Genomic DNA, 26,045 nt, shown 5'->3' on the forward strand with positions numbered 1-26,045 from the left:
AGGCTTTAGAGACCACAAGTTATTACCGGAAATTTATATGGGAAGTACTTAAAGAAGAAATAAAAAAATACAACATGCCGATAGACACTGTATTTGAATTAAGCTCGATTATTGATCCTTTATTAGATAAAGCTGTTTATGCTTTTAGTTTGACTTATGTTAATTTCCATCATGAAACATTAAAAAAAGCAAAGAATGCCTTCCTTGAATTATCTGTACCTATGGTCCCTATCACAAAGGGAATTGCCATACTCCCTCTAATTGGAGAGGTAGATACAGAAAGAGCCACCCTCTTACTAGACGAAACGTTGAAGAAAGCAAATGAATTGAAATTATCTCACCTTTTATTTGATCTCTCTGGTGTTATGATTGTGGACACTATGGTTGCTCATCAAATTTTTAAAATCATTGAGGCATTAGATTTACTTGGGGTAAAAACAATGTTAATTGGTATTCGCCCTGAAGTCGCTCAGACCATGATACAACTTGGAATTGATTTTAGTAAAATAACTGTAAAATCAAACCTCGAACAAGCACTTCTTAGTTTAAATTTAACCATAGATACGTTAGAATAAATATTCTCACCTAATAGTGTATGAATTGAATTCTATTTATCTTCAAAAAACTACTTAACATATAACACGTTCTAGTAACCATAGATCCCTCCACTAAAACAAAAGGGAGGGATCTTATAGACATTTAAATATTCGTATTTCTAACTTTTTGCTGTTATGTAGCTTACAATATTAAATTCATTATAAACTGTTCACCAATTGGACCAAATCTTCTCTTACCTGTATCTTGAAATCCAACTTTTTTGTATAGCTGTTGAGCTGCAATATTTTTATGATTAACAGCTAAAACAATTTCATTACAGTTAGGAAATTCATTTAAAACAAATTCGCTTAGTAATAGCATAGAATTCTTTGCTAAACCTTTGCCTTGTTTCACTTGATCGATTGATAGTGAAGTTAGTAATATAGCATTTTGATTATCCGAGTAATTTTTCACTCGGTCAGTTGAGTGTAATATAAAAAAGCCTATTGGTTCCATATTATTAAGTATAACAATTCGATACTGGCCTTCTGCTACTTCCTTAAATCTATTTGGTAACGAAGTGAATTGTCCCTGTTCTTTAGGCAGTTCAAAAGAATTTAATCTATCCCAATGTTCATCTGAAATGTGAACTAACTCCAAATAATCAGTCTTCTCCATTACGATTCCTCCTTATTGATTTTCCCCTAATATTCACGCATACCATAATCACTGCCACTGAAATATCAACTTATAAGTTCTTTACAATCGCTTTCCATTCACTGAAATACATTTTATTGTTCGTTTCCAATTGTACTGGCAATCTGGAAATCAATTCTAAGCTATTCTTATCAGGATCATCAAAATATACAACTGCATGTGCTTGATCAGGGAGTACTATTGGTTCTATTGGCTCCATATCAAAACTTTTTCTTGGATTAATTCCTTTACTCTTTAACCATTCTATTGATTGTTCTAAATCATCCATATCAATTTGGAATGCTATATGTCGAAGTGAAGGATGGTATTTAGTCTGATATTCATCGCCTTCCCATAAACCTAACCAACTTTGACCTTCTACAATCCAGAAAAAAGCAATGGAGTCATACTTTTTATATAGTTTTAAACCTAAGGATTCATAAAAAAAAATTGACTCCTCAAGGTTGCTGACTGGCACATGTGATTCATATAATCCTTTAATCATAAGACATCCCCTTTATTTACTCTAAATAAGCATTTTAATTTTATCATAGGATGAGGAAAATATTTCTATATCGTATACACCCTTAGTTAACATAAAACGTATTAAAGGAACCAAACAGAAAGAAATCCCTTTTAGCGACAAGGGATTTCAAAAGGGTCTCTATTATGAATTATGCAGTTTTTTTCCCATCCTTGATATGACTACATTTACCCGATACCCAAGTAGGAGGAGGTATAAAAAGTGCACCTTTTATACGTGTGTTCGTACGGAAAAATGTAGTCTATATGGAAAAAATGTGCTAATATTTATTTGAATCGATTTTTTTGTTATACATGTACACCAAAATAAAAAGCCATCTCTAGTGCTGCACACTCAAGAGGTGGCTTTTTATTTTGCAATAAACATTAAAGGGGGGCAACCAATGAACAAAACAGACCGTTTGTTAGCCATCGTACTGGAGCTGCAACGTAAAGAAGTTGTACGGGCCGAAGATTTGGCGACCCTATTTGAAACAAGCGTGCGGACCATCTACCGCGACATTCAGGCGCTGAGTGAAGTGGGCGTGCCGATCATAGGAGCCCCTGGGACAGGATATTCCCTGATGGAAGGCTATTTCCTCCCGCCGGTCGGTTTCACGGTACCAGAAGCCGTGAGCTTGCTGATTGGAACGGACTTTATCGAACAACGATTTGATGACGATTATCGTGTCAGAGCTCAAGCTGCCCGCGGCAAAATTGAGGCCATTCTACCGGAGAGCATTCGCAATGAAACATCTCGTGTACGCAAGGCTATGCGTTTGCTCATTTCTGATAAACAGGTCAGGCAGTCAAAAGAAAAGGAATATCTAGAAAAGATTCGTCGAGCGATATTAGACGTGCAAAAGATCAGCTTTCATTATGCAAAAAGGCTTGCAGATTCCGAAGGTAATCGCCATAGTGTTCGTACGGTTGCTCCCTATGGATTGGTGCTCGTTCAAGGTTCGTGGATGCTCGTGGCTCGGTGTGATCTGCGCCAAGAAATTCGCCATTTTCGCTTGTCCCGAATGACGGAACTTATCAATCTGGAAGAACGATTCGAACTACCGGCGCATTTTAACTTAAGGGAGTATACTCCTCCGGATGATCGGCACTTGCTAGTTCGCCTTCGATTTAACCATGACATCGTGGATAAGGTGAAGGAATCGAACTATCATTACATGGAGGATATGGAAGAGCATCAAGATGGATTGCATGTGGTTTTACGCGTTCATCAACTGGACGAATTGTTGCAATGGGTGCTTGGCTGGGGAGCAGGTGTGATTGTATTGGAGCCTGAATCATTCCGAAATCGGATTCGTGAGGAAACAAAAAAAATGTTAAAACGCTACTGACATACAGTTGTCAGTAGCGTTATTTTATAATTGGAGTAAGTAAATATAAAGGGGTGAGAGATAAATGCGAAGTATGTCTTGCATCGGTTGTGGGACACCGCCAATCAACATCCACAGGAATTAATTCATTTCACTATGAATCAATTGAGCAGCAGCAAGGCATGGAAGGATGGTCGTAGAACCAAATGGTTCAGTTTCTGATTAAATCGTGCCTTTACGGAAAATATACACCACGGGGTAGAACCAGCGAACGTCGGTTAACTCGTAACGTAGGTTACTTAGAAATGGAAAAAACAAGCCTTCAAATGGGCTGTTTGATGCTTAAGGAAAGGAAAAGTTCCGAAAATTAAAATGGAAAAGGAACACCATTGATTTTAGTGGTGTAAAAGTCCTTCTTTCTCTTACAGCATTAAGTGAATTGTTCCGAAAATGATCGTCCTTGGAACTTTTGTAACCTATTTTTTACAGCTACATTGCCCCTTACTGAAGCTTTGCTAGTTCTGGCCCAAAATGATCTGATACGACATTGTATCATTTATTATAGGAAGGATGGTATCTTATGAATTTTGCTTCTGTACGCATCATTACCGACGACGTGGATCGTCTTGTCAAGTTCTATGAGAAAGTCATGGGTGTTTCGGCGGAACGCCCCGTGCCTGTCTTTGCCGAACTCGTTGTGCCATCGTGCACCCTGGCGATCGGCCACTCCCAGACGGTGCCACTGTTCGGCGCCGGTTCCGCAGTGGCGGCCGACAATCACACTGTCATCATCGAGTTCCGCGTCCACGATGTCGATGCCGAATACGAGCGCTTGAAACCGTTTGTCAACGAGTGGGTAAAGGAACCGACCATGATGCCGTGGGGGAACCGTGCTGTGTTGTTCCGTGATCCCGACGGCAACCTCGTTAACCTCTTCGAGCCGGTGACCGAAGAAGCGATCAAACGGTTCCGCGGTAGGGGTTGATAAACGCTTGGATCTATTGGAAAGATATAATCTAAGAAACATAATTGTTATTCAGCGAAAGGGCGCAATTCTACAGCAAGAATTACGCTCTTTCTTTATGTAAAGGGCCAATTAATGAAGGTATGGAGAGTGGTATCTTTAATAAAATCAATGGGAGACTGTTAATCCTACAGGATAAGATGTTATTTACTATGTTTTTCTACACAAGTATAATAAATAAAACTATTTTCACTAAAATACGTTAACTATTGTTTAAGGATTAAGAGTAATTTAGTTCATATAATATTTTACATAATCGCTATTATCAGAAATCAAGTGTCATTATGTGTCGAAAGGGTAATGTAAAAGAAATAACACCAGGAGGGGAGGACATGCTCGATAACTATGAACGTTTCCTATTCCATAGGGAGATTAAATGTTTAATTGCGGATTATGATAAGTGTAGACATCTACCTACTAAGAACGAGTTATACAATCAGATAGTATTTCTAAAAAAAGCACTTAAAGATGGATGTAAAAAAAGAATATCTAGATAGTAGAAGCTATATATTTGTCGAGAAAACAATTGATCTCTAAACCGGATTGTTTTTCTCTTTTTTATATAAAAGAATAGGTTCTTATCACTTGAATGAAATAAAAAGGAGATCACTAAGATATCATAAAACGAATTACACGACTCATAGGAGCAAATAAATTTATGATATATGGCGTATTTTTGTTTAGGAAATTCATATGGTGAATAGGAATAGCGCTTGGTAACTATTTAAAGAAATCTGTGTGAAATTTTCTACTTAATTGAGAGAAAAGTCTCTAAACAAGAAAAAAATCCCACGATTAATTCGTCTCATTTAGGGGTAAAGTCAACTAAATCTTTTAATAAGGAGACGATTCTTAATGAAAATACTATGGATGCTAATTGTTGGAGGGATTATTGGTTGGCTTGCTAGTTTAATTACAGGCCGAGATGTCCCTGGTGGAATTATCGGTAATATTATTGCTGGTTTTATTGGTGCCTGGTTAGGTGGACTTATCTTAGGTAATTGGGGACCAGTCGTAGGTGGATTTGCAATTATCCCAGCTATTATTGGATCGATTATTTTAGTATTAATTGTAAGCTTTATTATCCGCAAAATGGGACAGAAGAATAATCATGGTCATCATGCATGAGAAAGAGATAAAATGTAAATTGTAATGACTAATAATACCATTCTAATGTTAGCTGACTTTATTGAAGAGAAGCAATTCAAACTAAATTCTTACCTTATTTATGTGCTCAATACAATGGATAAACATGTTGAAAATGAGACGAGAGTTTAATGATAAAACAATTGCTTTGCAATAAAAGAACGGAAAAAACACAAAAATTGAATCAGCATACCTTATAAGCGACCTTATAATTCTAATTGAAATTAATGAGGTCGCTTATTATTGGTGTAAATCTTTAAAAACTATGAGTCGGTATATTTCCCTACAATCAATGTTAATGATTAATGAATCCATGATAATGTTTGTTTATATACATTATTTATCGTGATAAGTAGTGAAAAATGACATTCCCTTTTTATAGTTTGTTATTATAATGAAAGTATATATGATACGGAGAGGGCAGAGAATTTAAGTATGATACTTATTAAAAATAGCGAAGAAGTAATAAGAGAAGCAAAACATCAACTTCACACAACCATGGATGATTATCAAACCAAAATTATCTCTATTTTTGATAAACACCATATTCTAATGAATCAACGAATTAGATTAATGATTCTTCTATCGGATATAAAAGAGCAGGCTGTATTAATTGGAAAACATGCTGCAGTCAAAGGGAGACTAGAGCGTGAAGGGCAGGATCAATTAATTACAGAAGTTATAGATGAAGTTCCTTTCCAGTACAGTAAAGACACAGTAACCGATTTGGAAGGTAACATACAAATTAGTAAAAAAGGAATTGAAGATATAGCAAAAGAGTGCGGATTAGATACTGAAAAAATAGTTAACCTAAAAGCTCTTCTACTAAATTTAAAGGTATCTAGTTACATAAATGGACATTATGAAATGTATGTAAAAGATAACACTTTATCTAGCAAAAGATCTTAGAACGTTAGGATAAAACGAATAAAGTTTTAAATATACGTAAAACTAATTAAGACGTCGTGAGACATCAGCACTTAAACATAAGATATGTGTAACAGAAAAAATACTGTAGGGGAGCAGTATTTTTTCTGTTTTAAAGCTGTATACTCCATACATTTTAGTTACCATAACGGCTTTTCCAGGTACAAAAAGCCTTATATCTTACTATAGGGCTTTTCGGAATACTGATTTATGTTTTCAAAAACGATTCTAATTTCATAAATTCATTTTCATTTCTGTGTGTAGAGTAAACTCCCCTATTCCTCCTACATTTGGTGGAGTTCTAGATATTCTTTTAATGTTTGCTGTAACGTCCCTTTTGTTTCTGCCTTGTCTTCAAAAGAGATTCCTGAGCGAATCATTGTTCGCACCAGGTCAGCACGTAAACCTGTAAGAATAGCTTTACATCCCATCATTGAAATGCCAGTTAATATTTTTTGTAAATGGTCAATGACATGCATCTCCATGTTAGCAATTCCAGACAAGTCTATAATTAATGTTTGAATCTTTAAATCTGAGATACCCATCAATACTTTCTCCTCAATCGTTTGGATACGATTGAGGTCAATCATTCCGATCAACGGTAGTACAGCTACGGATTGGCTAAGTGGTATAATGGGCACCGATAGATGTTCAACTAAGTCCCTTTGGGAGGCAATTAATTCATCTTTATACTTGGAATAACTAATGAGAAAAGTGTTAAGAAATTGATCAATCCTATCATTAATTCGTTTCTCTAAGGCAAAAAATTCTTCACGGCCATTAAAATAGTCATTTATTCGATCATATTGATAGATAAAATGCCATAATGTTCGCCTAATGGCCTGTACCCATTCTAGTTTGAAGGCAAGAGTTAAGGCGTGCTCCGCCCAGGCTACGCCTTCTTGCTGAGCGAAAGCAATGAGTTCTTCTTCTTTTTGTTCTACGACATATAGAGATAATTTTTGAGCATTTTTTAAAAGATCAATATTTCCCGTTTCTAAAATGTCATTAATCTTAGAGGCTACGTTAACTGCCTCTGATAAGAGTTTATCCTGGAAGTTCTGTTTGTTATCTTTAATAAAATCGGTCATTTTCTCTCTCTGATTATAAATAATCTCCATTTTGAATACACTCCTTATTTGTTTGCTGATTATAGTTATCCTTAATTAATTAAATAATATCCCTAAATGAATTATTATCTATTTTCAGTCTTTGTATATAAAGAAAAGTCCTCCTTCTTTGTACTAACGACACTAGATATGTTTTTAGATCAAAAACAACAGAGCTTTTATAATGAATCTTTAAACCTGGATATACCATGTTCGTGCTCATTTTTTCAACATGATAAAGGGTTAATTAAGGTCATTTTCGCTAGCCGATATCCATTCAGATAGTTCATCAAAAATGTTTTGAACTTGTGCTTTATTTAACGTGTCAACTTTCTCCCAGGCACTAGAAATAGAAACCTCTAGATGATCAGGATAGGAAATAGAATCAGAAGAAAGTGCTTTATAGAACAAAGGATTACCTCCTTTATCTACTTCCCCTTTACATCTATAGTTTTCAAACGTCCAACCCCCTTTTGTTTTTTTAAAATGATAGAGGTCCTTAAGTCCCCACCGAGGGCTGTAAATTCGCATTTTGAATCTAGATGCACTACTCAATTTTAGATACCTCCTACCTCTTCAAAATATCAATTTTAAATGAGACTCTTTTTATTTTTACCCTCAAAACATGTATTTTATATCCATCTTTTATACCATATATATTTAGAATTGCTAACTATGTTGTATTTCTCCTATAGCACTCCAATCTCTTTACAAAATTACTTTTTTTGTTTTTTTACAAATTTATTTCATTGTTAAAATTTTATTTCAGTTTTTATAAGTACTAACTTGTACTTATACCCTATGTTAAAATAACTTAAACTTTAATTTGTAGAATTTCTGTAAATAGTGAGGAAGGGGTTTAATAATACATGACAATAATAAAAATCAAAGAAATGTTAGAAACTTTATTACGTTATGAAGATAGTGAAATCACTCATACCTTTTGTAGTGGAAATAATACCTTTTCTCTCAGTTATTCTAAAGAATTAAAGAATTTTCAAGTGAAGAATATTGAAACGGGCCATATTGAACATTTTCCGGATGTGGAGACTACATCTTTAGCTTTATATAGAATAATAAGTATTGTGGAAGAAGAAGTCACTGATTAATAATCCACTTTTAAAGTTAACATAAAACCTGTTTTCGGTACAAAAAACCTCTAAGGTAAATATCTTAGAGGTTTTTTATTATTTAAACTTCAAAAATTCCATTTAAAAAAGCGAAGGGAAAGATAATAAAAAAGATTTTTGCTTGTATATCAGACACACATTTAGATTAAAAAGTAAAAACCCCTATTAACCATATGCTAAAGGGGTTCTTACTTATTGTTTAAACTCCAAGTATGAAGTTCTTATAGAAGAATACAATAAATATGAATATGTTTCAAGTCAACCCAAGTACTTATCTACTTGTTGCTACTATTAATAGGTTGATCTATAGATTGTTGGGTCTCAAATAGAGAGGTTTTAATACCGATTAAAGACGCCACAATCGTAAGGATACCTGCTAAAATAAAAATTAAAGAGACGCTAATATATTCAGCTGCAACACCTGCTAACATTCCACTAATTGGTAAAGCTAAAAAAGCTAACATACGAGTTGAGCTAATTACTCTTCCCAATAAGGCTGATGGTACAATCTCTTGTCTAAGTGTAAACCAATTAATTGCCAATAATGTTACAGAACCGACAATTACAATTCTACATAATATCAACAAAATAACTGCAGTGTTTGAAAAAGTAAGGATAGTTTGTCCTAAACCTATTATCACTCCACAATAGATAATTATATTTCCTCGCGGTAATTTATTTAGTTTATTTGCAGCATAGATTGCTACAAATGAACCTAAAGTTTGTAGGGAAAATATTAAACCAATATACTGTGCCGATAAATGCAAATTATCCTTTAGATGAAACATAAATAAAGCTTCCATAGCACCATAACCCACATTAATCAAGAATATGAGAATAGTTCCTATCAAAATCTTTTTAGTATTTATAACGTATTTAACTCCTTCTGCTATCGAATTCATTATAGAACTATTAACTGGATTCTTGCTTTTATATTTCTTAGTTATTAAGCTAATGAATATTCCAGAAAGAAAATACGTAAAAAAATTAAAATATAGTAAGTTATGAGTTCCAACCAAAGCAATTAAAATACCTGCTATTGAAGGGCCTGCAAAGGTTGTAATTGTCTCTGATAACTTGAATAAAGAGTTACCCTGTATTAAATTTTCACCTTCTAAAATTTCTGGTATGACTGATTCAAAACTTGGATGATAAAATGCACTGACAGCTGATATTAAAAAAGCTACCACATATACAATCCATATATCTAAAACGTTTATTGAAGCTGCAAGAGGTATGATAATAATTAAAATGGCTGATAAAATATCACCTATTAATAAAATGTATTTCTTACTTATGCGATCAGCTAAGGCTCCGCCTAACAAACTAAATAATACTTGAGGCGTAATTTCTAAAACAAATGTTAATGCCATTAAACTTGGTGATTTAGTCAAATCATATACTAATAAAGGCAATGCGATTTGAAAAAAAGACGTGCCCAACTTACTTGTTGTGGCACTTAAAAATAAGCATAAAAAATCTCTATTCTTTAATACTTCATAAGATTTCAATATTTATCCTCCCATAATTATTATTTACCTACTGTTACAGGTGCGGAATGGCAAACTGGACAATCCTCTTTCTTATTCCACTCTGAAATAGGGTAAGTTTGATATGTAAGGAAATTTAATTCCATCATTTTCCCTAATGATGTTGGAGTTTGAATACCTGTTACCAACCCTAAAAATTCATTTACAATAGCACCAGCTAACATAGCTACATTTGGGCTAATCGCAGCATTATTTCTTTGAAAATTTATTTGATGCATGCTATCAAGTTGCTTATTAACAATAACATCACTTTCTATTATGGTTCGTTTGTGGCACTCTACACACCCAGTTTTTCCAGGTAACATAGAATAAAATCTGCCCCTTGTGTTTAGGACTCCGCCGGAAACCAACGGCTTTCCTAACTTCACTACAGCTTCATTTACCCAATCCTGTATATGAAGGGTTGGTTTATCGGCCACACAAATTACATAATCACTGCCTTCAATATGTTTCATTACATCTTCAGCACATTCTATACGCTTATTAGTAACATTTAAATTAACATTTGGATTAAAGCTCGATATTCTTTCCTTTGCTAGTTCCGTTTTTAATTTATTAATATCTTTTTCAGAATATAACAATTGCCTGTTAAAATTGCTTAATTCCAAAGTGTCAAAATCTAATGCATTAATGTTATGAAAACCTAATGCAGATAGATGATATAGTATTTGGCTACCCAATCCTCCAATTCCGAGCAAAGCAACCTTAGTGTTTATAATAGTTTCTTGCACACTGTACTTGTTGTCCTCTAAAGACGTAAAAAGCGAAAAATAATTAAGGTTTGCTTTATATCTTTCGAGTTCATAATCTCTTATAGATTGAGGATTTAAAGAATTATCTTCTAAATATTTCTCTGTATCTAATGCGTTTATCCCTTCTAATACCTCATTTTCTTTTATGTTTGGATACTTTTCTTGAACTAAATGTATTATTTCTTCTACAGAATTTTTTCCGTTGATAAGAGAAATTAAATACTTAATACTTCCACTAGGATCTTCAATAACTCCTGCTACTCCATCTTCTTCACCAATATGAATTTCATCATTAATAAAAAATACAGGGATTGTCTCTTTGAACTTAGGTTTCATTTCCTACACCTCACTCCATTTCTCTTAATTATTGAAATAGGGAACTATCATATGATAGTTCCCTATATTTACAGACTTGAAGTTTAAACAATAAGTAAGTAGTTCACATAATTAAAACGTTTTAGCCTGGAATACCGTTTAATACAGCAGCTTTATTAGTTGTTTTTTTAACTTTTACTTTCATAACTAACACCTCCATTTCTTAAAAGATATATTCATAATATTTCATTAAAAAGGTATTTTCAACAAATAAACCTAATTTTTACAAAATTCAAACAAAAACAGGTCAATCATCCTTTTTTTCGTTTATTTTAAACCTGTAAATATTCCTTTTATAATATTTTTTCTTGCATATAAAACCAGCATAGATGAGTAATCCAGGTTTCCGAAGTTTTCCATTGAGTAGATATTCTTCTAACTTGTGATTCCGTTAATAACTCATCATACTCATACATCTCCCCTACCACTTTACGTATAATTAAATCTCCTGCAGGTAGAATGTCTTGACGCCCTATACCTCTCATTAGTATTGACTCTGCCGTCCATTTTCCTATTCCTCTATGTTGCATTAAATAGCTACAACCCTCGTCACGGTCCAATAAATATAAGCAACTTAAGTCTAACTCCCCATTTATAATGGCTTTAGTTATTTCATGAATATATTCAGCTTTTCTTTGACTTAGCTTTAGGTCACGAAGTTGGTTTATATTTAACTCCATCACCTTATGGGGGCATAAATCTGTATAATATTCACAATTATTAATTATTATTTTAGCACCTGTTTTTTCTAATAAACTCTTTTTAATCCCGTGAGCAACTTTTGCACTAATTTGTTGACCGATGATTGCCCATATAGTGGATTCGTAGACACTTCCTAATAAAACAGGTCTAAACCCTTCGTACATTTTTATTAATTTTCCTATCTTAGATTCATTAGCTATAAACTTTTGAGATTTGTCTATATCTTGTTCCAGACAAAATATTGTGATAATTTTCTCCTTTACTAGTTGAACATGACTATTTTTAACTTCTTCACCAATAACTTTAACTTCCAAGTACTTACTATCGATTCCTTCGTCCCTAACTAATACTAGGTACATTCTTCCCCCTATTACAAAAGCTCTACAATATGTGTTTTCAATAACCTTCTCGATTACAAAGGAGGGCGAGTTTTTTATGTATCTTAAAATTAGATCAAAATTATATATGTTTGGTTTATTAATTCTAATTATTTTTTGTCTCATAAGTTCCTCCTGATTTTTAATAAATCTATATTAACAGGCTTTCTTAAAAAATTAATGATTAATTTAAATAAACAGATAATATTTATAAAACTATCCATATTTTTCATTGTAATACTTTGGATATGTTATATTTATAGTAAAATTAAAGGAGTGAGCAAAAATGAATGCGATGAGTTTTATTTTACTAAACTTTGAAGAAGTAAGACGTCGAAGTATAGAAGTATGGATGTCAATACCTCAAGATAAGTTAGACTGGCGCCCTGATCCAGAAGCAATGTCATGTAGGGAGATGATACACCATGTTCTTGAAGGAGAATACCTTTATCATCAAATGTTAGAAAAACCCCTTAACCTTTCTCTAACAGAGGAGCATAATCCTTATAAGCCAATAACATTTAGTTCTGTTGAAGAAGCATTAAAGTTTGCTCAACCATATAGGGAAAAATTTATAGAGTTTTTAGGACTCATTAATGAAAATCAGCTAACAGAGATAAAAATAGACCGTTCGGAGATGGGATATATTCGAGAGTTAGGGGACATGTTGTTAAGAGTTGCTTATCATGAATCAGTACATACAGGACAACTTTTAGATTATTTAAGAACTGCTAAAGTCCCCTGTCCTTTAATATGGGATTAATTTTCTGCAACTTTATTCTTCTTTGCTTTGGAGAAAGCCCATCAAAGTCAATAAGTTGTTTATTTAAAGAGGGAGAGAGAAATGTTGAATCATGAAAATCAGTTACTTAAATTTCAAAATTTTCAGCAACTGCACAAAGAATCCTATGCTTTTGTTTTACCTAATGCTTGGGATGTTATCAGTGCTAAAATTTTTGAGAAAAATGGGTTTCCAGCTGTTGCAACAACCAGTGCTGGCATAGCAATGTCTTTAGGCTATACTGATGGTGAAAAAATTCCTTTTGAACAAATGTTAGGAGCTGTTAAAAGAATTATTAATTCGGTCAATATTCCTGTCAGTGTAGACTTAGAGTCTGGCTATGGAAGGTCTACTAATGAAGTGGTAGATAATGCAAGACAAATTATTTTAGCAGGAGGAATTGGTATAAACCTAGAAGATGGGACAGGAGATTTAGATAGTCCTATTTTGGATGTTTCATTGCAAGTAGAAAGAATATCTGAAATTAGATTACTATCCAAATCGCTAAAAGTCCCATTATTTATTAATGCGCGCACTGATTTATATTGGTTAAATATAGGGGACCTGGATCTAAGACTTCAAGAAGCCATTAGTAGGGGAAAAGCATATCAAAAGGCTGGAGCTGATTGTATTTTTATTCCTGGACTATATGACATAGAATCCATTAAAAAAGTTCGACAAGAACTATCTTGTCCCATTAATCTTTTGTCTGGGCCAAACTTGCCTTCTATTAATACATTGTCACAAGTTGGTATTGAAAGAATAAGTACTGGATCTGCCCCTTTTAGAGCGACTGCTACATTATTACAAAGAATTACTGAAGATATCCTTTATGATAATAATTTTCAACGATTATTGAATGATAATATGAGTTATAATGCGATAACAGAACTAATTGGGCCTCCTAAATAGAATTTATCAAATTATATTTAGCTTGCCTTTATAGAACTGATAGGACTACTGAAATATACAGTAGTTCTTTTGCTGTTTGAACTATATTTAAACAGTTACCCTAACAAGTTTTATCGGTAGAAATAAAAAAACTTTGATTAAAGGTTTTCTTTTGATGTTTTAAAAACTGCAGTACCTGCTATATTTGAAATTAAACTTGTTCCAAGTGAAACCGCCAATAATATGGTTGGCATCGTTACTTTTAATGATAACATTAAGAAAGTAGAACCTACTAAGCTAAACGCTGTACTCATAAACATTTAGTTCAATTTAATAACCTCTCGTACTTCATACGAACTATCTTTATCAATTTTCCTTAATTGTTGTATTTTTAAATATTTATAAAAAACTCATTATAAATTACCTTCATAGTGAGTTACCATAATGTGAATTATAGGAAATAACAAAGGTATCCCTATTTGCTAAGAGACACCTTGTTCTATTCTATAGAAAGCTAATCATTAACAATCAGTTTGTTTAGACTTATGAAGAGGCGGTGGGATTAACCAACCTTTTTCTTTATTAAATCTTAAGAATTTTCCACCAAGAGCTACTTTTTGCATATGGATTTGTGCAAACATGGCTGCAATATCTTCACGAATAGATTGGCCAATCAATTGGCTACAAGCGACTAAACCAGCTGCAATATCTAGTGAAATAGCCGCAGCGACTTCTGGATCTTGAACACGTGCACCTACTGGAATATCATCTAAGCATGCTTCTGGACGTTCAGGAGGAGTTGGCGGTAGAGCCACACCATTCTCTTTTAATAGAGTCTCTATTCCCTTCATCTCTTGCTGACATTGTTCAATTGTTTCTTGGACTAGTTTATGTAGATCCTTGTCTCCTACATGATTTAGAAATGTTTGATAACCAGCTACTAACCCTTTTGAGGTAGAAAGATATGACCATGTTCCAAATACCTCACCATAATGCATTGGTTCATCTGTAGGGTTTCCACTTAAAATACCCATTGTTACCCTCCTTAACATATTCATGATAATGTGCCACCTTTCTTTTTGTGCACAACTTTAACGTCTCCATATCTTGTTTTATTATTCTTCTAGATATGAAAAAAACAGTTTTATTAACGAATACTTTTTAATATTTTAAAAAAACTAATTAAGGTGCATGGGCTGCATCAACCACTATACCCTTGTTTATTAACTCCAAGAAAACTACCCTATAGGTAGTTTTCTTCTTTTTTACACGGATTTTTAATTAATTGAGCAAACTACCCAAGAAGCCGTGAGGCATCTACGATAATCCTTTAGCAATAGAGCAGAAAAACCTACTGATCTCAGGACTGACCCCATGACAGTAGGTTTTTTCTCTTTTCAGACTTTATACGATATACAAATTCAGTTAACATAATACCTGCCCTCGGAACCAAGCAAGCAAAAGAGTCCTTGATATGTTAGGCTTTTTTTGTTTAACATATATGCTTAATGATAACCATTTTGTCCATTTTGGCTGTTGCTCGTTTTGTGTTTTGGCTGGCTTTTTTTATTTTGCTTCGTATTACTTCCACCTTTTTTAGTATGCTTTGTCATTGTTTTAAACCTCCCTTTCACCTTGTTAGTATGCTCATATATACAACATAATTTCATACCAATAATTACTTGGCTCGTATGCATCGCCAAGGTTTCACGGGCTAGATATTACAAATGGCAGCGTACTCAAAAATCGCGAAGTTAACGAAAAGCACATAGAGAAACGTCATGAAATTATAAAGCTAACCTAATACAGTTAGCTTTATTTATCTTTTACTGAACTGGTTTACATAATCAACGTTCTAGGCACCAAAAAGAGCATCTAATTATTTAATAAGATGCTCTTTTTAAATATTGAACTTCCATTTAATTTCCAGAAATTAATCTCCTTAATTGATAATAAGTAATTGTAACCAAGTACCTTGTAATTAAAGAAGGTTTTGACATCAATTTTCATCTTTTATGTCAAAATTTGTGGGCTAAAATAGCTTTATAATTAACAATTATAAAGCTATAATTATGATGATATTTTGAAGGAGGAATAAAAATGAACCAAAAAGCTCTCCATCACTGGCATAAAGAACATAATAAGCGAGTAAGTGAATTTCATAAAAAACACGAAATTGAAATACAGCGAGGTGAAAATGGGAACAGTTTATTAGCTAAATGGGAAAGATATTTTTATAACAAAGTCATTTCACCTCTCAAAAAAGTGAAATAATCCCTCTTTAAAAGAACTGTCTCATGTACAATTCTTTTTTTTGTTACACCTTTTGCATATGCTAATCCAGAATTCAACTTCTACTTATTTAACTAAACTGCCATTTAGTTGAATAAGCTCTATGATAATTATTCTACAAATACAAATATTTTTCCTTTTTAGGATTTTACTTTGTAAAAGCCACAAACTTTACGAAAAGAGCCTAAATTAAAAACTAAAAAGCACAGAAAGACATACATCATGATTAGACTTCCACCTTTGATTACTAAATAAATTGGATATAATTAGTATGTCTATTTATAAAATTAAATTGTAAATTAGCCAACAACGAATAAGTTTTCACATTCGTAACAAACTACTCATGATGCTTTGTACGCCCTGGGGCATCAGCCTATAGAGACCAATTGCATAACATCCAAAAACAGAAAAAACACTGAGTAGACCACCCAGTGTTTTTTCTGTTTTACAGCTGTAGGCCGTATACAGATTTAGTTTACATAATGTACTTTATCAGAAGTTGTTTAGTGTGAGCTAAATTCATTGTTTAGAAGGTATTACGATCTCACGTCCTCCAGTGGAAGAGAAATGAATGGATAACCCCATCTATTTGTTGCTAGAGACATGTTTGTCACTATTTCGAATTACAGATTATTTAATATAGATTACTATAAGCATCCATAAAGCCAAAACACCAAGGATAGCAAGTGCTATACGCGTAGATAGTATCCGTACTTCAAAACCGGTTTTCTTGGATGGTTCAGGATATGCAATCACGTAAATTCCCTTTAGTAGTGCGAGCCATCCAATAAGTGTAATGAATCCCTGCCAATTGAGTGCCCATACATTATGCAGGATAACAGTTCCTAACCCTAAGAAAATAGATAGGAAGCCATATATAATCCCAAATCCTCGGTCTTCAACCACTAATTTTTTCAGCTCACGTAGTACCGATGGACGTATAAAAAGTATTCCTGATACGATAACGGTCGTCCATCCCCAAAATAGTCCTAAAAAGGTACTTGCTTGCATTATTATCTCACTCCTTTCAATTATATTTATATTTCAGGTACGCCCCCTTTAGAATTGTTCTGAAGGGGGCATATCCTTTTGATATTAAAGTTGTATGTATATCGCATTCAGATTTAGTTAACATAAACACTCTTCAAGAAAGCAAAAGAACCCTTGGGGCAGTAAGGTTCCACCAAGGATTCTTTTTCCGGAATATGCAACTTTTTATACATCGTTGATATGACTACATTTTTTGAATAGTTGAAAGAAACGAGAATGTATAAAAAGCGCACCTTTTATACATATGCTCAAGGTTGTACTATATTGCCTATTTATAAATTTGTTGTACAATTATTCAGATTTTTTATAAATTAAGTTTATGAATTCCCTTAAAAGCTATCCGTCCTGCAACGATGGGGTAGCTTTCTTTTTTTATTAACGATAATAATTACTTTAACATCTTGTAATAGATTTAAATATCTTATCCGTAAAAGTATATCTTTTTAGAAAAATTCGCGTCGAAATAAAAGAAATAACTGTTAAATAATCATTGATATTCTGTGATTTAGAAGCGTAATACTTTGTAGAAAAAAGTTTCATTTGTCTACATGGAGTAAAATCAATAACACTACTTTTAATAAAATACGTTTAGTTTTACTTAATGATATGACGAAAAATAAACTAAACATAATCAGCTTTTTTAAAAGGGGAAGAAAGATCGATATTAAAAATCAACAATTCCTAGAGACTATTGATTATTTGCTTTCCTCAATTTTAAGTATGTATATGCACTTAACATGATGGCTACCATTACTATACAAGTAAGAGGAAATAGAATTGTATTAACAAAATGATCATAAAACCAGGTATACATGAAAACCACCTCAAATAGTTTAAATTCACCCTGATAAGCCTTGTCTTATAGGGGTTTAACAGATTGTAAGAACCACCTCATCTTCGGAGGAAATAATGCAAATAAACCTTTTATTCCCTCTGTTTCTTTCTATTTTTCAAGAAAGCAACAAGAAGAAGCAGAGGAGGAATAATCCCGAGGATAGGCATATGCAGAATAAACATTTCTACCTTTAGTCCTTCATGGAGATGTTCTTGAAAATTGCTGGCAATCGTGCTAGCCATAAATAGAATAACGAAGCCCAAAGGGTATGAAAGGCGTGAAGGTGATTTAATCTTAAATAAGTTAGCCGTACCTATGACAGCTGCATATAACAACACGCTAATCTTAATGAAACCACCGATAACTAAAGAAAGCATAAAAAATACATCAAGACGTTCCAAAAAGTCAGCTACCTGGATGCTTTGTACGGTACTAAGAAGAGGGAACTGTGAACGTGCAGTCAAATCAACCCCAAGTACACTAATGTTAATAAGCATTGTAATAGTTAAGTTGATTCCACTTAATCCTGTTGCACATAACATGGTCAATTTTGCCTTTTTTTGGTCTTTTAAATACGGTAATATCATCGTAAATACAATCGCTTCTGCAAACGGGAAATAGATAGTTTGAGTAAATGCAACTTTCAGGACGGGTAAAACACCCTCTTCAAGTACTGGCTGTAAGTTTGTAAACTCGATTAAACCTGAACATACGATGAGAACAAACCCCGCGATGGCAAAAATATACATGAATATAAAAAGGATTTCTCCTGAGCGAGCTACAACCTCGATTCCTTTTCGAATCGTATAAATAATAACAAGCATTAATAAAGTATGTGCAATGAATAAAGGAGTCTCAGGGTAGGCGGAGGTTAACAACATCTCGCCAAAATCACGGAGAACCCTCGCTGCATCATACATAAAATAAAGGATGTAGACAAAGGCAAGTACCGTTCCAATCCCTTTACCCATGATTTTTTGCATGTACTCGGTAGGCAGCAGATCCGGATAATAAGAATGCAGCTTATTATAGACTAGAAATAGAACAAAACTTCCTACCATCCCAAGCAGAATCGCAAGCCAGGCGTCTTGTTTTACATCCATTGCAATAGGTACCAATAAAGAACTACCTAGTTCAAACAGAACCATTAGAATAAATAATTGACTGGCACTAATTTTTGCCTTCTCCATTCAATTGGAACCTCCTTTCTAATTTTATTTAAATTAATCTTTTGCTTTCTCGACCTTTCATTACGTACAATCTTTTAAACGTTATGTAATAGATAGCAGATTTACTTTAAGGTTAATTCTAGGCTAAAAGTATTCTTTCTACGGGTAAGAACTTTACTGGGGAGCTTAACAAGAATGACAATATTACATATGAAAATTAGCTAGTTAAATGTGTTTTCCTCATGCTTCTTCCTGTTTTTAAAGAAAGCTACAAGAAGAAGCAAAGGAGGAATAATCCCAAGAAGAGGAATGTGTATAGTGAACATTGCCATCTTCAGTCCTTCATAGTTATGTTCTTGAAGGTTACTCGCAATGGTAATAGATAAAAAGAGAATGATTAGCCCTAAAGGATACGATAACCGTGAAGGTGATTTAACCTTGAATAAACTAGCAGTTCCTACGACAGCTGCATAAAATAACACACAAATTTTAAAGAAAATCGTGATGATTAATGCGAGCATAAAAAATACATCAAGACGTTCTAAAAAATTAGCTACTTGGATGCTCTCAATTGTACTAAGAAGTGGGTATTGGGAACGTGCAGTTAAATCAACCCCGAGTACACAGAGCATGGTAATAATTAAATTGATTCCACTTAATCCTGTTGCGCATAACATAGTTACCTTTGCTTTCTTGGGGTTGTCTAAATAGGGTAAAATCATCGTAAATACAATGACTTCTGTAAATGGAAAATACAACGTTTGAGTAAATACCACTTTTAGGACAGGGAATAAACCTTCTTCCAAAATAGGTTGTAAATTTTTTATCTCGATTAATCCAGAAGATACAATTAAGATAAAACCAGCAACCGCAAGAACATACATAAAAATAAAAAGCAATTCTCCTGATCGAGCTATGACCTCAATTCCTTTTCTAATGGTATAAATAATGACAAGCATTAATAATGCATTCGCGATGAATAAAGGTGTGTCCGGATAGGCAAAGGTTAACAGCATCTCACCAAAATCGCGTAGAACCCTTGAGGCATTATACATAAAATAAAGAATGTAAACAAAAGCCAGTACGGTACCTAATACTTTACCTAAGATCTTTTGGATATATTCTGTAGGCAAAAGGTCAGGATAATAGGTATAAAGCTTGTGGTAGATTAACAATAGAACGAAACTGAATACCATTCCAAGAAGAATTGCAAGCCAAGCGTCCTGGTTTGCATCGATTGCAAGAGGTACCAATAAAGCACTACCCAGTTCGAATAAGACCATTAAGATAAGGAGCTGACTAGAACTAATTTTAGCTTTCTCCATGCAATTGGAACCTCCTTTTTGTTTTTATTTAAAGCAACCTTTTGTCTTCTTGAATCGTTTTTTAACGTTTTCATCACTTGCTATTTTTGAACATTATGTAGTAGATAGTAGATTGCTTTAAGGTTAACTCTAGACTAAAAAGATTCTTTCTACTGGTAAGTACCTTACTAAGGAATATAATGATAACGAAAATGTTCTATATGAAAATTAGTTCATCAAATGTGTTTACCCTGATGCTTCTTCTTGTTTTTTATGAAAGCTACAAAAAGAAGGATAGGAGGAATTATTGTGAACAGAGGAATATGTAGAACAACTTTGGCTACATGTAATCCTTCATGAAGGTGTTCTTGGAAATTACTCGCGATTGTGATAGATAAAAATAGAATAACGATACCTAAAGGATACGATAGCCTTGAAGGTGATTTAACTTTAAATAAGTTAGCTGTCCCTATGGTGGCCGCATAAAATAATACGGTAATTTTAAAAAAAATCCCAATCACCATAGCAAGCATAAAAAATACATCCAGTCGTTCTAGAAAATCAGCTACTTGGATGCTTGCTACTGTACTAAGAAGAGGAAATTGCGAACGTGCAGTCAGGTTAACGCCAAGCACACTAATATTGATGAGCATCGTAATAACCAAATTGATTCCACTTAATCCCGTTGCACATAGCATGGTCACCTTTGCCTTCTTAGGGTTATTTAAATAAGGTAAAATCATCGTAAATACGATAGCTTCGGTAAACGGAAAATATAAAGTTTCAGACACTGCAACCTTTACCGTTGGTAATATTCCTTCTTCCAAAACAGGTTGTAAATTCTTGAAATCAATTAAACCAGAAGAAACAATTAAGATAAAGCCAGCAACCGCAAGAACATACATAAAAATAAACAGCAGTTCTCCTGATCGAGCTATAACCTCAATTCCTTTTCTAATTGTGTAAATAATGACAAGCATTAATAATGCATTCGCGATGAATAAAGGCGTGTCCGGATAGGCAAAAGTTAACAGCATTTCACCAAAATCACGTAGAACCCTTGAGGCATCATACATAAAATAAAGAATGTAAACAAAAGCCAGTACGGTACCCATCACTTTACCTAAGATTTTTTGCATATATTCTGTGGGTAAGAGGTTGGGGTAATACGTATACAGCTTATGATAGACTAAAAATAAAACAAAACTGCCTAGCATGCCCAGCAGAATCGCAAGCCATGCATCCTGTTTGGCTCTGATGGCAAGAGGTACCAGTAAAGCACTCCCCAGCTCAAACAGGACCATTAAAATAAAGAGCTGACTGGCACTAATTTTTGCTTTCTCCATTTAACTGGCACCTCCTTTTTCTTACTTTTGATTCTCTTTTATTCCTGAAAGAAATGACTTGTTTCGTAAGCCAGCGCGACGTACATAGGCTTCCACTGTAATATCTACATCTAACTTCGGAAAGTACACATCATTCCATTCCATTTTTAATTTCTTAAATTGATTTGGTCTAGTACGGTGAACCACTTCGCCAAACCCAAAGATATCCGTTTTGTTTTTTTGCGCACGTTCAATAGCTGTCTTTAGCTCTTTTTTAATTTCTTTCCTCACGGATTGTTCGATTTCTGTAATGACCTTTGGATTGGTGATATCAACAGGTACCTCCATGTCACCGATATCTCCTTCAACACGTGTATGAACAGAAATATGAGGTTGCCCATTCTTCACTTGAGCAGACACACTTGTTTTTTGTCGTACAGTTTGATAAGCAATTGCTTCTTTTCTTCCTTTCCAATCAATATTAATATCCGTTCCTTGGATTTTGTCGAGAATCCATACCGTTCCTCTTGCTGGTTTTCCATACAGCCAATCTACTAGTTTTCCCTGTTTTAAGACAGCAATTCCCGAAGCTCGAAGCGTCGCTCCAGGTGCACTTTCTTGAAGGTTATCCAGCTTTTGTGCTTGCTGGGGATTCCCATCTAGACGAAAGCCTGATACGACAGTTCCTCTTCCGGGAGATTCAAGGCTCTTCATCACCTCTTGAAGCGATGTTTTTACATTCTCTCCCCATTTTCTTTCCGTAAATTCTAAGGTTTTTAGTACTTTATTCGCTGGAATCTTATCAACTGGCGTTAACGTTTTCACAAGATCAGCTGCGGACGAATGGTTGGCAATCACGAGGGTGGAAGTATTTCGAAATTCTGGATCTCGATCAAACGCATCCACTAATGTATTAATTCCTTCTTCTTTGGCCAGTTTTTCACCAACCACGACCAAGTTTGTATGAGCATAATACAATCGTCGAGAAATTCTGCCCGAAGCCCGTCTACTTGCTTCAACTACATTGTCTCCTGAAGCTGAATAAATGGTAATAGGAGGGCTCTGGGTACCACCACCACCTCCTTGCATACCTCCTGCCACATTCCCTGGATTAATAATTTGGAGCGTTATGTGATATCTTCCATCTTTTGTTTTATCGACGCCCAGAGCTGCCACGATGGCAAGGTCAGTTAACTCCTTTTTACTCCAACAACTTGTGAGCAAGAACGTCATTGTCATCATCAATAAAAGAAAAACTCCTTTACGCTTCATTGTTGTCACCTTCTTCAAAATCGCGATTCACCATACCACGAGATGCAGGGGGGTGCGGGTTTTGATTTGATCCTTCTCGAACCGTGTTAGCAGTAATTAATCGCGGTCTTTGTCTCAGTGTCCACCACGGTAATCTTATAACGGTATCTCCATTGTTTACAGGGATGAAGGGAGCAAATGGGGCCATATAGGGTACTCCAAATGAACGCAAGCTACATAGATGGACAACCATCATCAAAAGGCACAGAATAATTCCGTAGAAACCAAATGTTGCTGCGCCAATCATAAACAAAAAACGAATTAAACGAGCTGAAATTGCCATATCAAAAGAAGGCGTGGCAAAACTAGCAATGGCTGTGATTGATACAATGATAACCATTGCTGGTGACACAATACTTGCTTGAACGGCTGCTTGACCAATTACAAGGGCCCCGACAATGGATACTGCTGAACCAATAGCTTTAGGTAAGCGTATCCCTGCTTCTCGTAAGATTTCAAAGGTTATCTCCATAAGGACGGCTTCCACAAATGCGGGAAAAGGAACGGCTTCCCTCTGTGCCGCAATAGCTACAATGAGCGTTGTTGGCACCATTTCCTGGTGGAAAGTTGTAACGGCGACATAAGTAGCAGGTGCAATTAAAGAAATCATAAACATAAAAATACGCAAAAGACGAATCGAGGTGGCAATGTCGAACCGGGCATAATAATCTTCAGCCGATTGGAAAAATTGCATAAATATAGCTGGCGCAATCAGTACAAAAGGGGTTCCATCCACAAATATAGCAATTCGTCCCTCTAACAGGTTTCCAGCTACAACATCAGGTCTTTCCGTGTTGTACATAGTTGGAAAAGGGGTGAATGTTTGATCCTCTATTAGTTGTTCAATATAACCTGATTCCAAAATGCTATCGATATCAATTCGATGTAATCGCTGACGAACTTCTTTAACGACTTTGTCATTGGCAATGCCATGTATGTACATAAGCGTCACATCTGTCTTTGTTACACGTCCAATTTTTAACGACTCCATCCATAAATCGGGGGTCTTAATGATACGGCGTACCATAGCTGTATTGGTCCAAAGAGACTCGGTAAATGCTCCTTTTGGCCCTCTCACTACCATTTGGGTAGTGGATTCCACAATGGAACGTTTTTCTCCACCTTTGGTGCTAGCACTCAGTGCTTGTTTTACTCCATCCACTAGGATAAGAGTATCTCCTGCCATTAAAGATGCAAATAAATCATCCAAGTTAGTGATGGAGGATATGTTTCCAATTGTCATTATATCTTTAGAAAGGAGGTCTATCGCATTGTGCTGATTTATTTCTTCTTTATGATCATCCTTCATCATGGATTGCAGTAGATACTCTTGAATTGACTGATTGTCTACAATTCCCTCTATATAGACAATCGCCGTTTTAATGTCAGAAGCCCCTCCCATTTTTATCTCACGAATAACAACATCTGAACTATTTCCAGTCTTTCGCTTAATCATGTTAAGGTTGTCTGATAATGAAACTTGTATCCGTTCTATTTGATGATCAGGAGTTTGATTCTCTTCACCCTGTGATCGTTTCTTTTTTGGTTTGCGATCTTTAAAAAACGAAGGCATAGATTTAAGCACCCTTCTTTAAATTTTTATTAATTTAACCATATAGAAATTTTTTATGTAAAAATTAACAATAAATATTTATGTATCATCATAGAAGAAAAAGAAAAACCTATTAAATGGAGCGTGATTGATATGAAAATCATAGGTATTAGCCTTTTAATGATGGGATGCTTAATGGGATTTTCTTTAGGCATTGATATTCTTCAAGGATTTGATGTTTCTCAGGCGTTGTACAACGCCGTGAGTCCTTTTCGAGTAATGGAAGTTACCGAATTATTTGTGCTCTTTTTTCTTCTTTTTCTTTTTTTTACTGAATCTGCGTATCTTTTTATAAAGAAGAGGAATCAAAGCAAGTAACTGCATACTTATAAATCGCTTTTTGAAAAAAGGAAATGGAAATAATAGAGATGTAGTTCAGGCTATTCGTTTCAATTGGTTCTTTTATTAATCAAGATTCACATAAGATAATTCATTGTCTATATTCATTAATTGGTTTTTTATCCACTCCTTCACATTGTTCATTCTGGAATCAAACGCCATTTGAAAGAGACCAGTTAACTGAAAATCGGTGAAATGACTTCCTTTTAATTTGAGAAAAGCTTCCTCATAAGAAGAGAAATGAAGCTGTCTGAATAAAAAATCGACCATTGCCTCCCGAACGTATTCTTCATTTTTCCAACAATTCATGGGAACATGAGCAAATTGCCAAGGTTTAAAGACTCCAGGATAAACAGCCTCTACTACTTGAAAAGGGGATTGGCCGAACAGGGAAAAGACACCTCTCAGACTATGTTGACTAAAAAAGTGAATATTAACCTGAATAGGAATCTCTTTAAGAGGGATTTTTAGTTTTTCCTCTATTACGTACTTTACTGCTTCAATAGCTCGTTTTTTTCCTTCGTCTCCATCCCAATATTTATCAGGAACTTGTTGAAACTGCCAAGCTTTAAATCTTCCTGGATAAGCGTTATCAATGACTTCGTAATAATTCCATTCATAAAGCATAGCAGGTGGTTTAAGACGGTTAGACCATAAAGTGCCTGCCGTTACCTGTAGAGGAATCTCGTGAATAGGAATCGATAATCGTTGCTCAAGTAGATAGCATGTCATATAGCGCATATATTTTTTTCCTTCATTACCTACAAAGAAATAGTTAGGAAAACGTTTTCTTTTCTTTTCTAGAACATCTTGATAAATATCAATGACTTGTTCTCTATTCACTATCGAAAGCCCCTTTTAAGAAAGTATATTTGTTTATTATTATGTATAATAATGGGATTTATATACAGATGGAGCTGAATCTGATAAGATACATAATGAAAAGAAAAGCTACTGA

At 34.4% G+C, this 26,045-nt stretch carries 27 protein-coding genes; 11 read left to right on the plus strand and 16 right to left on the minus strand.

The window, feature by feature from the left end; genetic code table 11:
* On the plus strand, positions 1 to 575 hold a 575-nt coding region (locus tag ACFX4N_RS26985), incomplete at its 5' end, for an STAS domain-containing protein (RefSeq protein WP_377263360.1).
* A 163-nt stretch (positions 576 to 738) separates the two neighbouring features.
* On the opposite strand, the gene ACFX4N_RS26990 is transcribed toward ACFX4N_RS26985, so the two are convergent.
* Both ACFX4N_RS26990 and ACFX4N_RS26995 read right to left on the minus strand, forming a co-directional pair.
* Positions 739 to 1,215, minus strand: coding sequence for a GNAT family N-acetyltransferase (locus ACFX4N_RS26990; RefSeq protein ID WP_377263362.1), 477 nt, complete (start codon positions 1,213 to 1,215; stop codon positions 739 to 741).
* Between the two features lie 70 nt (positions 1,216 to 1,285).
* Positions 1,286 to 1,738 (minus strand): VOC family protein, encoded by a 453-nt coding sequence (locus ACFX4N_RS26995; protein ID WP_377263364.1) that lies wholly within the window; start codon positions 1,736 to 1,738, stop codon positions 1,286 to 1,288.
* 421 nt (positions 1,739 to 2,159) lie between these two features.
* Here ACFX4N_RS26995 and ACFX4N_RS27000 point away from each other — a divergent pair, with 421 nt between their 5' ends.
* The 5 genes from ACFX4N_RS27000 (at position 2,160) to ACFX4N_RS27020 (ending at position 6,165) form a co-directional block, all read left to right on the plus strand.
* The gene (locus ACFX4N_RS27000) at positions 2,160 to 3,107 is read left to right on the plus strand and encodes a helix-turn-helix transcriptional regulator (protein ID WP_377263366.1); all 948 of its coding nucleotides are present in this window, start codon (positions 2,160 to 2,162) and stop codon (positions 3,105 to 3,107) included.
* A 53-nt stretch (positions 3,108 to 3,160) separates the two neighbouring features.
* On the plus strand, positions 3,161 to 3,286 hold the full coding sequence (locus tag ACFX4N_RS27005; protein WP_377263368.1) for a hypothetical protein: 126 nt from the start codon (positions 3,161 to 3,163) through the stop codon (positions 3,284 to 3,286).
* A 380-nt stretch (positions 3,287 to 3,666) separates the two neighbouring features.
* Complete coding sequence (locus tag ACFX4N_RS27010) at positions 3,667 to 4,071, plus strand: VOC family protein (RefSeq protein ID WP_197227539.1); 405 nt, start codon at positions 3,667 to 3,669, stop codon at positions 4,069 to 4,071.
* A gap of 894 nt (positions 4,072 to 4,965) precedes the next feature.
* Positions 4,966 to 5,238 carry a GlsB/YeaQ/YmgE family stress response membrane protein gene (locus ACFX4N_RS27015; RefSeq protein WP_377263369.1) on the plus strand — a complete coding sequence of 91 codons (273 nt, stop codon included), beginning with the start codon at positions 4,966 to 4,968 and terminating at the stop codon, positions 5,236 to 5,238.
* A 453-nt stretch (positions 5,239 to 5,691) separates the two neighbouring features.
* Entirely contained in the window at positions 5,692 to 6,165 is a 474-nt protein-coding gene (locus ACFX4N_RS27020) for a hypothetical protein (protein ID WP_377263371.1), read from the plus strand.
* 302 nt (positions 6,166 to 6,467) lie between these two features.
* On the opposite strand, the gene ACFX4N_RS27025 is transcribed toward ACFX4N_RS27020, so the two are convergent.
* Both ACFX4N_RS27025 and ACFX4N_RS27030 read right to left on the minus strand, forming a co-directional pair.
* Positions 6,468 to 7,304 carry an STAS domain-containing protein gene (locus tag ACFX4N_RS27025; RefSeq protein WP_377263373.1) on the minus strand — a complete coding sequence of 279 codons (837 nt, stop codon included), beginning with the start codon at positions 7,302 to 7,304 and terminating at the stop codon, positions 6,468 to 6,470.
* Positions 7,305 to 7,535: 231 nt separating this feature from the next.
* The gene (locus ACFX4N_RS27030; protein ID WP_377263375.1) at positions 7,536 to 7,703 is read right to left on the minus strand and encodes a hypothetical protein; all 168 of its coding nucleotides are present in this window, start codon (positions 7,701 to 7,703) and stop codon (positions 7,536 to 7,538) included.
* A 458-nt stretch (positions 7,704 to 8,161) separates the two neighbouring features.
* On the opposite strand from ACFX4N_RS27030, the gene ACFX4N_RS27035 reads away from it, so the two are divergent.
* Positions 8,162 to 8,401 (plus strand): hypothetical protein, encoded by a 240-nt coding sequence (locus tag ACFX4N_RS27035; protein WP_098239729.1) that lies wholly within the window; start codon positions 8,162 to 8,164, stop codon positions 8,399 to 8,401.
* 296 nt (positions 8,402 to 8,697) lie between these two features.
* Here ACFX4N_RS27035 and ACFX4N_RS27040 read toward each other — a convergent pair whose 3' ends face one another.
* From ACFX4N_RS27040 to ACFX4N_RS27050, 3 genes are all read right to left on the minus strand, one after another.
* On the minus strand, positions 8,698 to 9,933 hold the full coding sequence (locus ACFX4N_RS27040; protein ID WP_098383359.1) for an MFS transporter: 1,236 nt from the start codon (positions 9,931 to 9,933) through the stop codon (positions 8,698 to 8,700).
* 20 nt (positions 9,934 to 9,953) lie between these two features.
* The gene (locus ACFX4N_RS27045; RefSeq protein WP_377263377.1) at positions 9,954 to 11,060 is read right to left on the minus strand and encodes a ThiF family adenylyltransferase; all 1,107 of its coding nucleotides are present in this window, start codon (positions 11,058 to 11,060) and stop codon (positions 9,954 to 9,956) included.
* Between the two features lie 332 nt (positions 11,061 to 11,392).
* Positions 11,393 to 12,304 carry a DNA-3-methyladenine glycosylase family protein gene (locus tag ACFX4N_RS27050; protein ID WP_377263379.1) on the minus strand — a complete coding sequence of 304 codons (912 nt, stop codon included), beginning with the start codon at positions 12,302 to 12,304 and terminating at the stop codon, positions 11,393 to 11,395.
* 160 nt (positions 12,305 to 12,464) lie between these two features.
* Here ACFX4N_RS27050 and ACFX4N_RS27055 point away from each other — a divergent pair, with 160 nt between their 5' ends.
* The gene (locus ACFX4N_RS27055) at positions 12,465 to 12,941 is read left to right on the plus strand and encodes a DinB family protein (RefSeq protein WP_098324964.1); all 477 of its coding nucleotides are present in this window, start codon (positions 12,465 to 12,467) and stop codon (positions 12,939 to 12,941) included.
* An 84-nt stretch (positions 12,942 to 13,025) separates the two neighbouring features.
* On the plus strand, positions 13,026 to 13,871 hold the full coding sequence (locus ACFX4N_RS27060; RefSeq protein WP_098590421.1) for an isocitrate lyase/PEP mutase family protein: 846 nt from the start codon (positions 13,026 to 13,028) through the stop codon (positions 13,869 to 13,871).
* Between the two features lie 137 nt (positions 13,872 to 14,008).
* On the opposite strand, the gene ACFX4N_RS27065 is transcribed toward ACFX4N_RS27060, so the two are convergent.
* Together ACFX4N_RS27065 and ACFX4N_RS27070 are read right to left on the minus strand one after the other, a co-directional pair.
* A complete protein-coding gene (locus ACFX4N_RS27065; protein WP_377263381.1) occupies positions 14,009 to 14,164 on the minus strand; it encodes a hypothetical protein in 156 nt (51 codons plus the stop codon).
* 207 nt (positions 14,165 to 14,371) lie between these two features.
* Entirely contained in the window at positions 14,372 to 14,884 is a 513-nt protein-coding gene (locus ACFX4N_RS27070) for a DUF3231 family protein (RefSeq protein ID WP_377263383.1), read from the minus strand.
* 1,066 nt (positions 14,885 to 15,950) lie between these two features.
* Here ACFX4N_RS27070 and ACFX4N_RS27075 point away from each other — a divergent pair.
* A complete protein-coding gene (locus ACFX4N_RS27075) occupies positions 15,951 to 16,124 on the plus strand; it encodes a hypothetical protein (RefSeq protein WP_176552144.1) in 174 nt (57 codons plus the stop codon).
* Between the two features lie 648 nt (positions 16,125 to 16,772).
* Here ACFX4N_RS27075 and ACFX4N_RS27080 read toward each other — a convergent pair.
* The 6 genes from ACFX4N_RS27080 to ACFX4N_RS27105 form a co-directional block, all read right to left on the minus strand.
* Complete coding sequence (locus ACFX4N_RS27080; protein WP_098278884.1) at positions 16,773 to 17,153, minus strand: hypothetical protein; 381 nt, start codon at positions 17,151 to 17,153, stop codon at positions 16,773 to 16,775.
* Positions 17,154 to 18,116: 963 nt separating this feature from the next.
* A complete protein-coding gene (locus tag ACFX4N_RS27085; RefSeq protein ID WP_057275115.1) occupies positions 18,117 to 19,217 on the minus strand; it encodes a GerAB/ArcD/ProY family transporter in 1,101 nt (366 codons plus the stop codon).
* Positions 19,218 to 19,417: 200 nt separating this feature from the next.
* Entirely contained in the window at positions 19,418 to 20,521 is a 1,104-nt protein-coding gene (locus ACFX4N_RS27090; RefSeq protein ID WP_377263386.1) for a GerAB/ArcD/ProY family transporter, read from the minus strand.
* A gap of 215 nt (positions 20,522 to 20,736) precedes the next feature.
* Positions 20,737 to 21,846: a GerAB/ArcD/ProY family transporter gene (locus tag ACFX4N_RS27095; protein WP_377263388.1), complete on the minus strand. Its 1,110-nt coding sequence runs from the start codon at positions 21,844 to 21,846 to the stop codon at positions 20,737 to 20,739.
* Between the two features lie 21 nt (positions 21,847 to 21,867).
* Complete coding sequence (locus tag ACFX4N_RS27100; protein ID WP_377263390.1) at positions 21,868 to 23,097, minus strand: Ger(x)C family spore germination protein; 1,230 nt, start codon at positions 23,095 to 23,097, stop codon at positions 21,868 to 21,870.
* A complete protein-coding gene (locus tag ACFX4N_RS27105; protein ID WP_377263392.1) occupies positions 23,087 to 24,709 on the minus strand; it encodes a spore germination protein in 1,623 nt (540 codons plus the stop codon). Before ACFX4N_RS27105 ends, ACFX4N_RS27100 begins: the two co-directional genes overlap by 11 nt.
* Before the next feature lie 132 nt (positions 24,710 to 24,841).
* Here ACFX4N_RS27105 and ACFX4N_RS27110 point away from each other — a divergent pair, with 132 nt between their 5' ends.
* Positions 24,842 to 25,066 (plus strand): YczF family membrane protein, encoded by a 225-nt coding sequence (locus ACFX4N_RS27110; RefSeq protein WP_377263436.1) that lies wholly within the window; start codon positions 24,842 to 24,844, stop codon positions 25,064 to 25,066.
* An 87-nt stretch (positions 25,067 to 25,153) separates the two neighbouring features.
* Here the strand turns inward: ACFX4N_RS27110 and ACFX4N_RS27115 are convergent, their stop codons facing one another.
* A complete protein-coding gene (locus ACFX4N_RS27115; protein WP_053488497.1) occupies positions 25,154 to 25,930 on the minus strand; it encodes a DUF4046 domain-containing protein in 777 nt (258 codons plus the stop codon).
* Between the last annotated feature and the right edge of the window lie 115 nt (positions 25,931 to 26,045).

It is taken from the genome of Priestia sp. YIM B13551, assembly GCF_042787905.1.
Classification (GTDB): domain Bacteria; phylum Bacillota; class Bacilli; order Bacillales; family Bacillaceae_H; genus Priestia.

Excerpts from the sequence above, each read along its gene's own strand:
- ACFX4N_RS27025 (WP_377263373.1), bottom strand. The coding sequence starts at position 7,304 with ATGGAGATTATTTATAATCAGAGAGAGAAAATGACCGATTTTATTAAA.
- ACFX4N_RS27010 (WP_197227539.1), top strand. The coding sequence starts at position 3,667 with ATGAATTTTGCTTCTGTACGCATCATTACCGACGACGTGGATCGTCTT.
- ACFX4N_RS27000 (WP_377263366.1), top strand. The coding sequence starts at position 2,160 with ATGAACAAAACAGACCGTTTGTTAGCCATCGTACTGGAGCTGCAACGT.
- ACFX4N_RS27110 (WP_377263436.1), top strand. The coding sequence starts at position 24,842 with ATGAAAATCATAGGTATTAGCCTTTTAATGATGGGATGCTTAATGGGA.
- ACFX4N_RS27065 (WP_377263381.1), bottom strand. The coding sequence starts at position 14,164 with ATGAGTACAGCGTTTAGCTTAGTAGGTTCTACTTTCTTAATGTTATCA.
- ACFX4N_RS27015 (WP_377263369.1), top strand. The coding sequence starts at position 4,966 with ATGAAAATACTATGGATGCTAATTGTTGGAGGGATTATTGGTTGGCTT.
- ACFX4N_RS26995 (WP_377263364.1), bottom strand. The coding sequence starts at position 1,738 with ATGATTAAAGGATTATATGAATCACATGTGCCAGTCAGCAACCTTGAG.
- ACFX4N_RS27090 (WP_377263386.1), bottom strand. The coding sequence starts at position 20,521 with ATGGAGAAAGCTAAAATTAGTTCTAGTCAGCTCCTTATCTTAATGGTC.
- ACFX4N_RS27095 (WP_377263388.1), bottom strand. The coding sequence starts at position 21,846 with ATGGAGAAAGCAAAAATTAGTGCCAGTCAGCTCTTTATTTTAATGGTC.
- ACFX4N_RS27070 (WP_377263383.1), bottom strand. The coding sequence starts at position 14,884 with ATGGGTATTTTAAGTGGAAACCCTACAGATGAACCAATGCATTATGGT.
- ACFX4N_RS27085 (WP_057275115.1), bottom strand. The coding sequence starts at position 19,217 with ATGGAGAAGGCAAAAATTAGTGCCAGTCAATTATTTATTCTAATGGTT.
- ACFX4N_RS27075 (WP_176552144.1), top strand. The coding sequence starts at position 15,951 with ATGAACCAAAAAGCTCTCCATCACTGGCATAAAGAACATAATAAGCGA.
- ACFX4N_RS26990 (WP_377263362.1), bottom strand. The coding sequence starts at position 1,215 with ATGGAGAAGACTGATTATTTGGAGTTAGTTCACATTTCAGATGAACAT.
- ACFX4N_RS27105 (WP_377263392.1), bottom strand. The coding sequence starts at position 24,709 with ATGCCTTCGTTTTTTAAAGATCGCAAACCAAAAAAGAAACGATCACAG.
- ACFX4N_RS27020 (WP_377263371.1), top strand. The coding sequence starts at position 5,692 with ATGATACTTATTAAAAATAGCGAAGAAGTAATAAGAGAAGCAAAACAT.
- ACFX4N_RS27080 (WP_098278884.1), bottom strand. The coding sequence starts at position 17,153 with ATGCAAGCAAGTACCTTTTTAGGACTATTTTGGGGATGGACGACCGTT.
- ACFX4N_RS27050 (WP_377263379.1), bottom strand. The coding sequence starts at position 12,304 with ATGAGACAAAAAATAATTAGAATTAATAAACCAAACATATATAATTTT.
- ACFX4N_RS27045 (WP_377263377.1), bottom strand. The coding sequence starts at position 11,060 with ATGAAACCTAAGTTCAAAGAGACAATCCCTGTATTTTTTATTAATGAT.
- ACFX4N_RS27100 (WP_377263390.1), bottom strand. The coding sequence starts at position 23,097 with ATGAAGCGTAAAGGAGTTTTTCTTTTATTGATGATGACAATGACGTTC.
- ACFX4N_RS27035 (WP_098239729.1), top strand. The coding sequence starts at position 8,162 with ATGACAATAATAAAAATCAAAGAAATGTTAGAAACTTTATTACGTTAT.
- ACFX4N_RS27055 (WP_098324964.1), top strand. The coding sequence starts at position 12,465 with ATGAATGCGATGAGTTTTATTTTACTAAACTTTGAAGAAGTAAGACGT.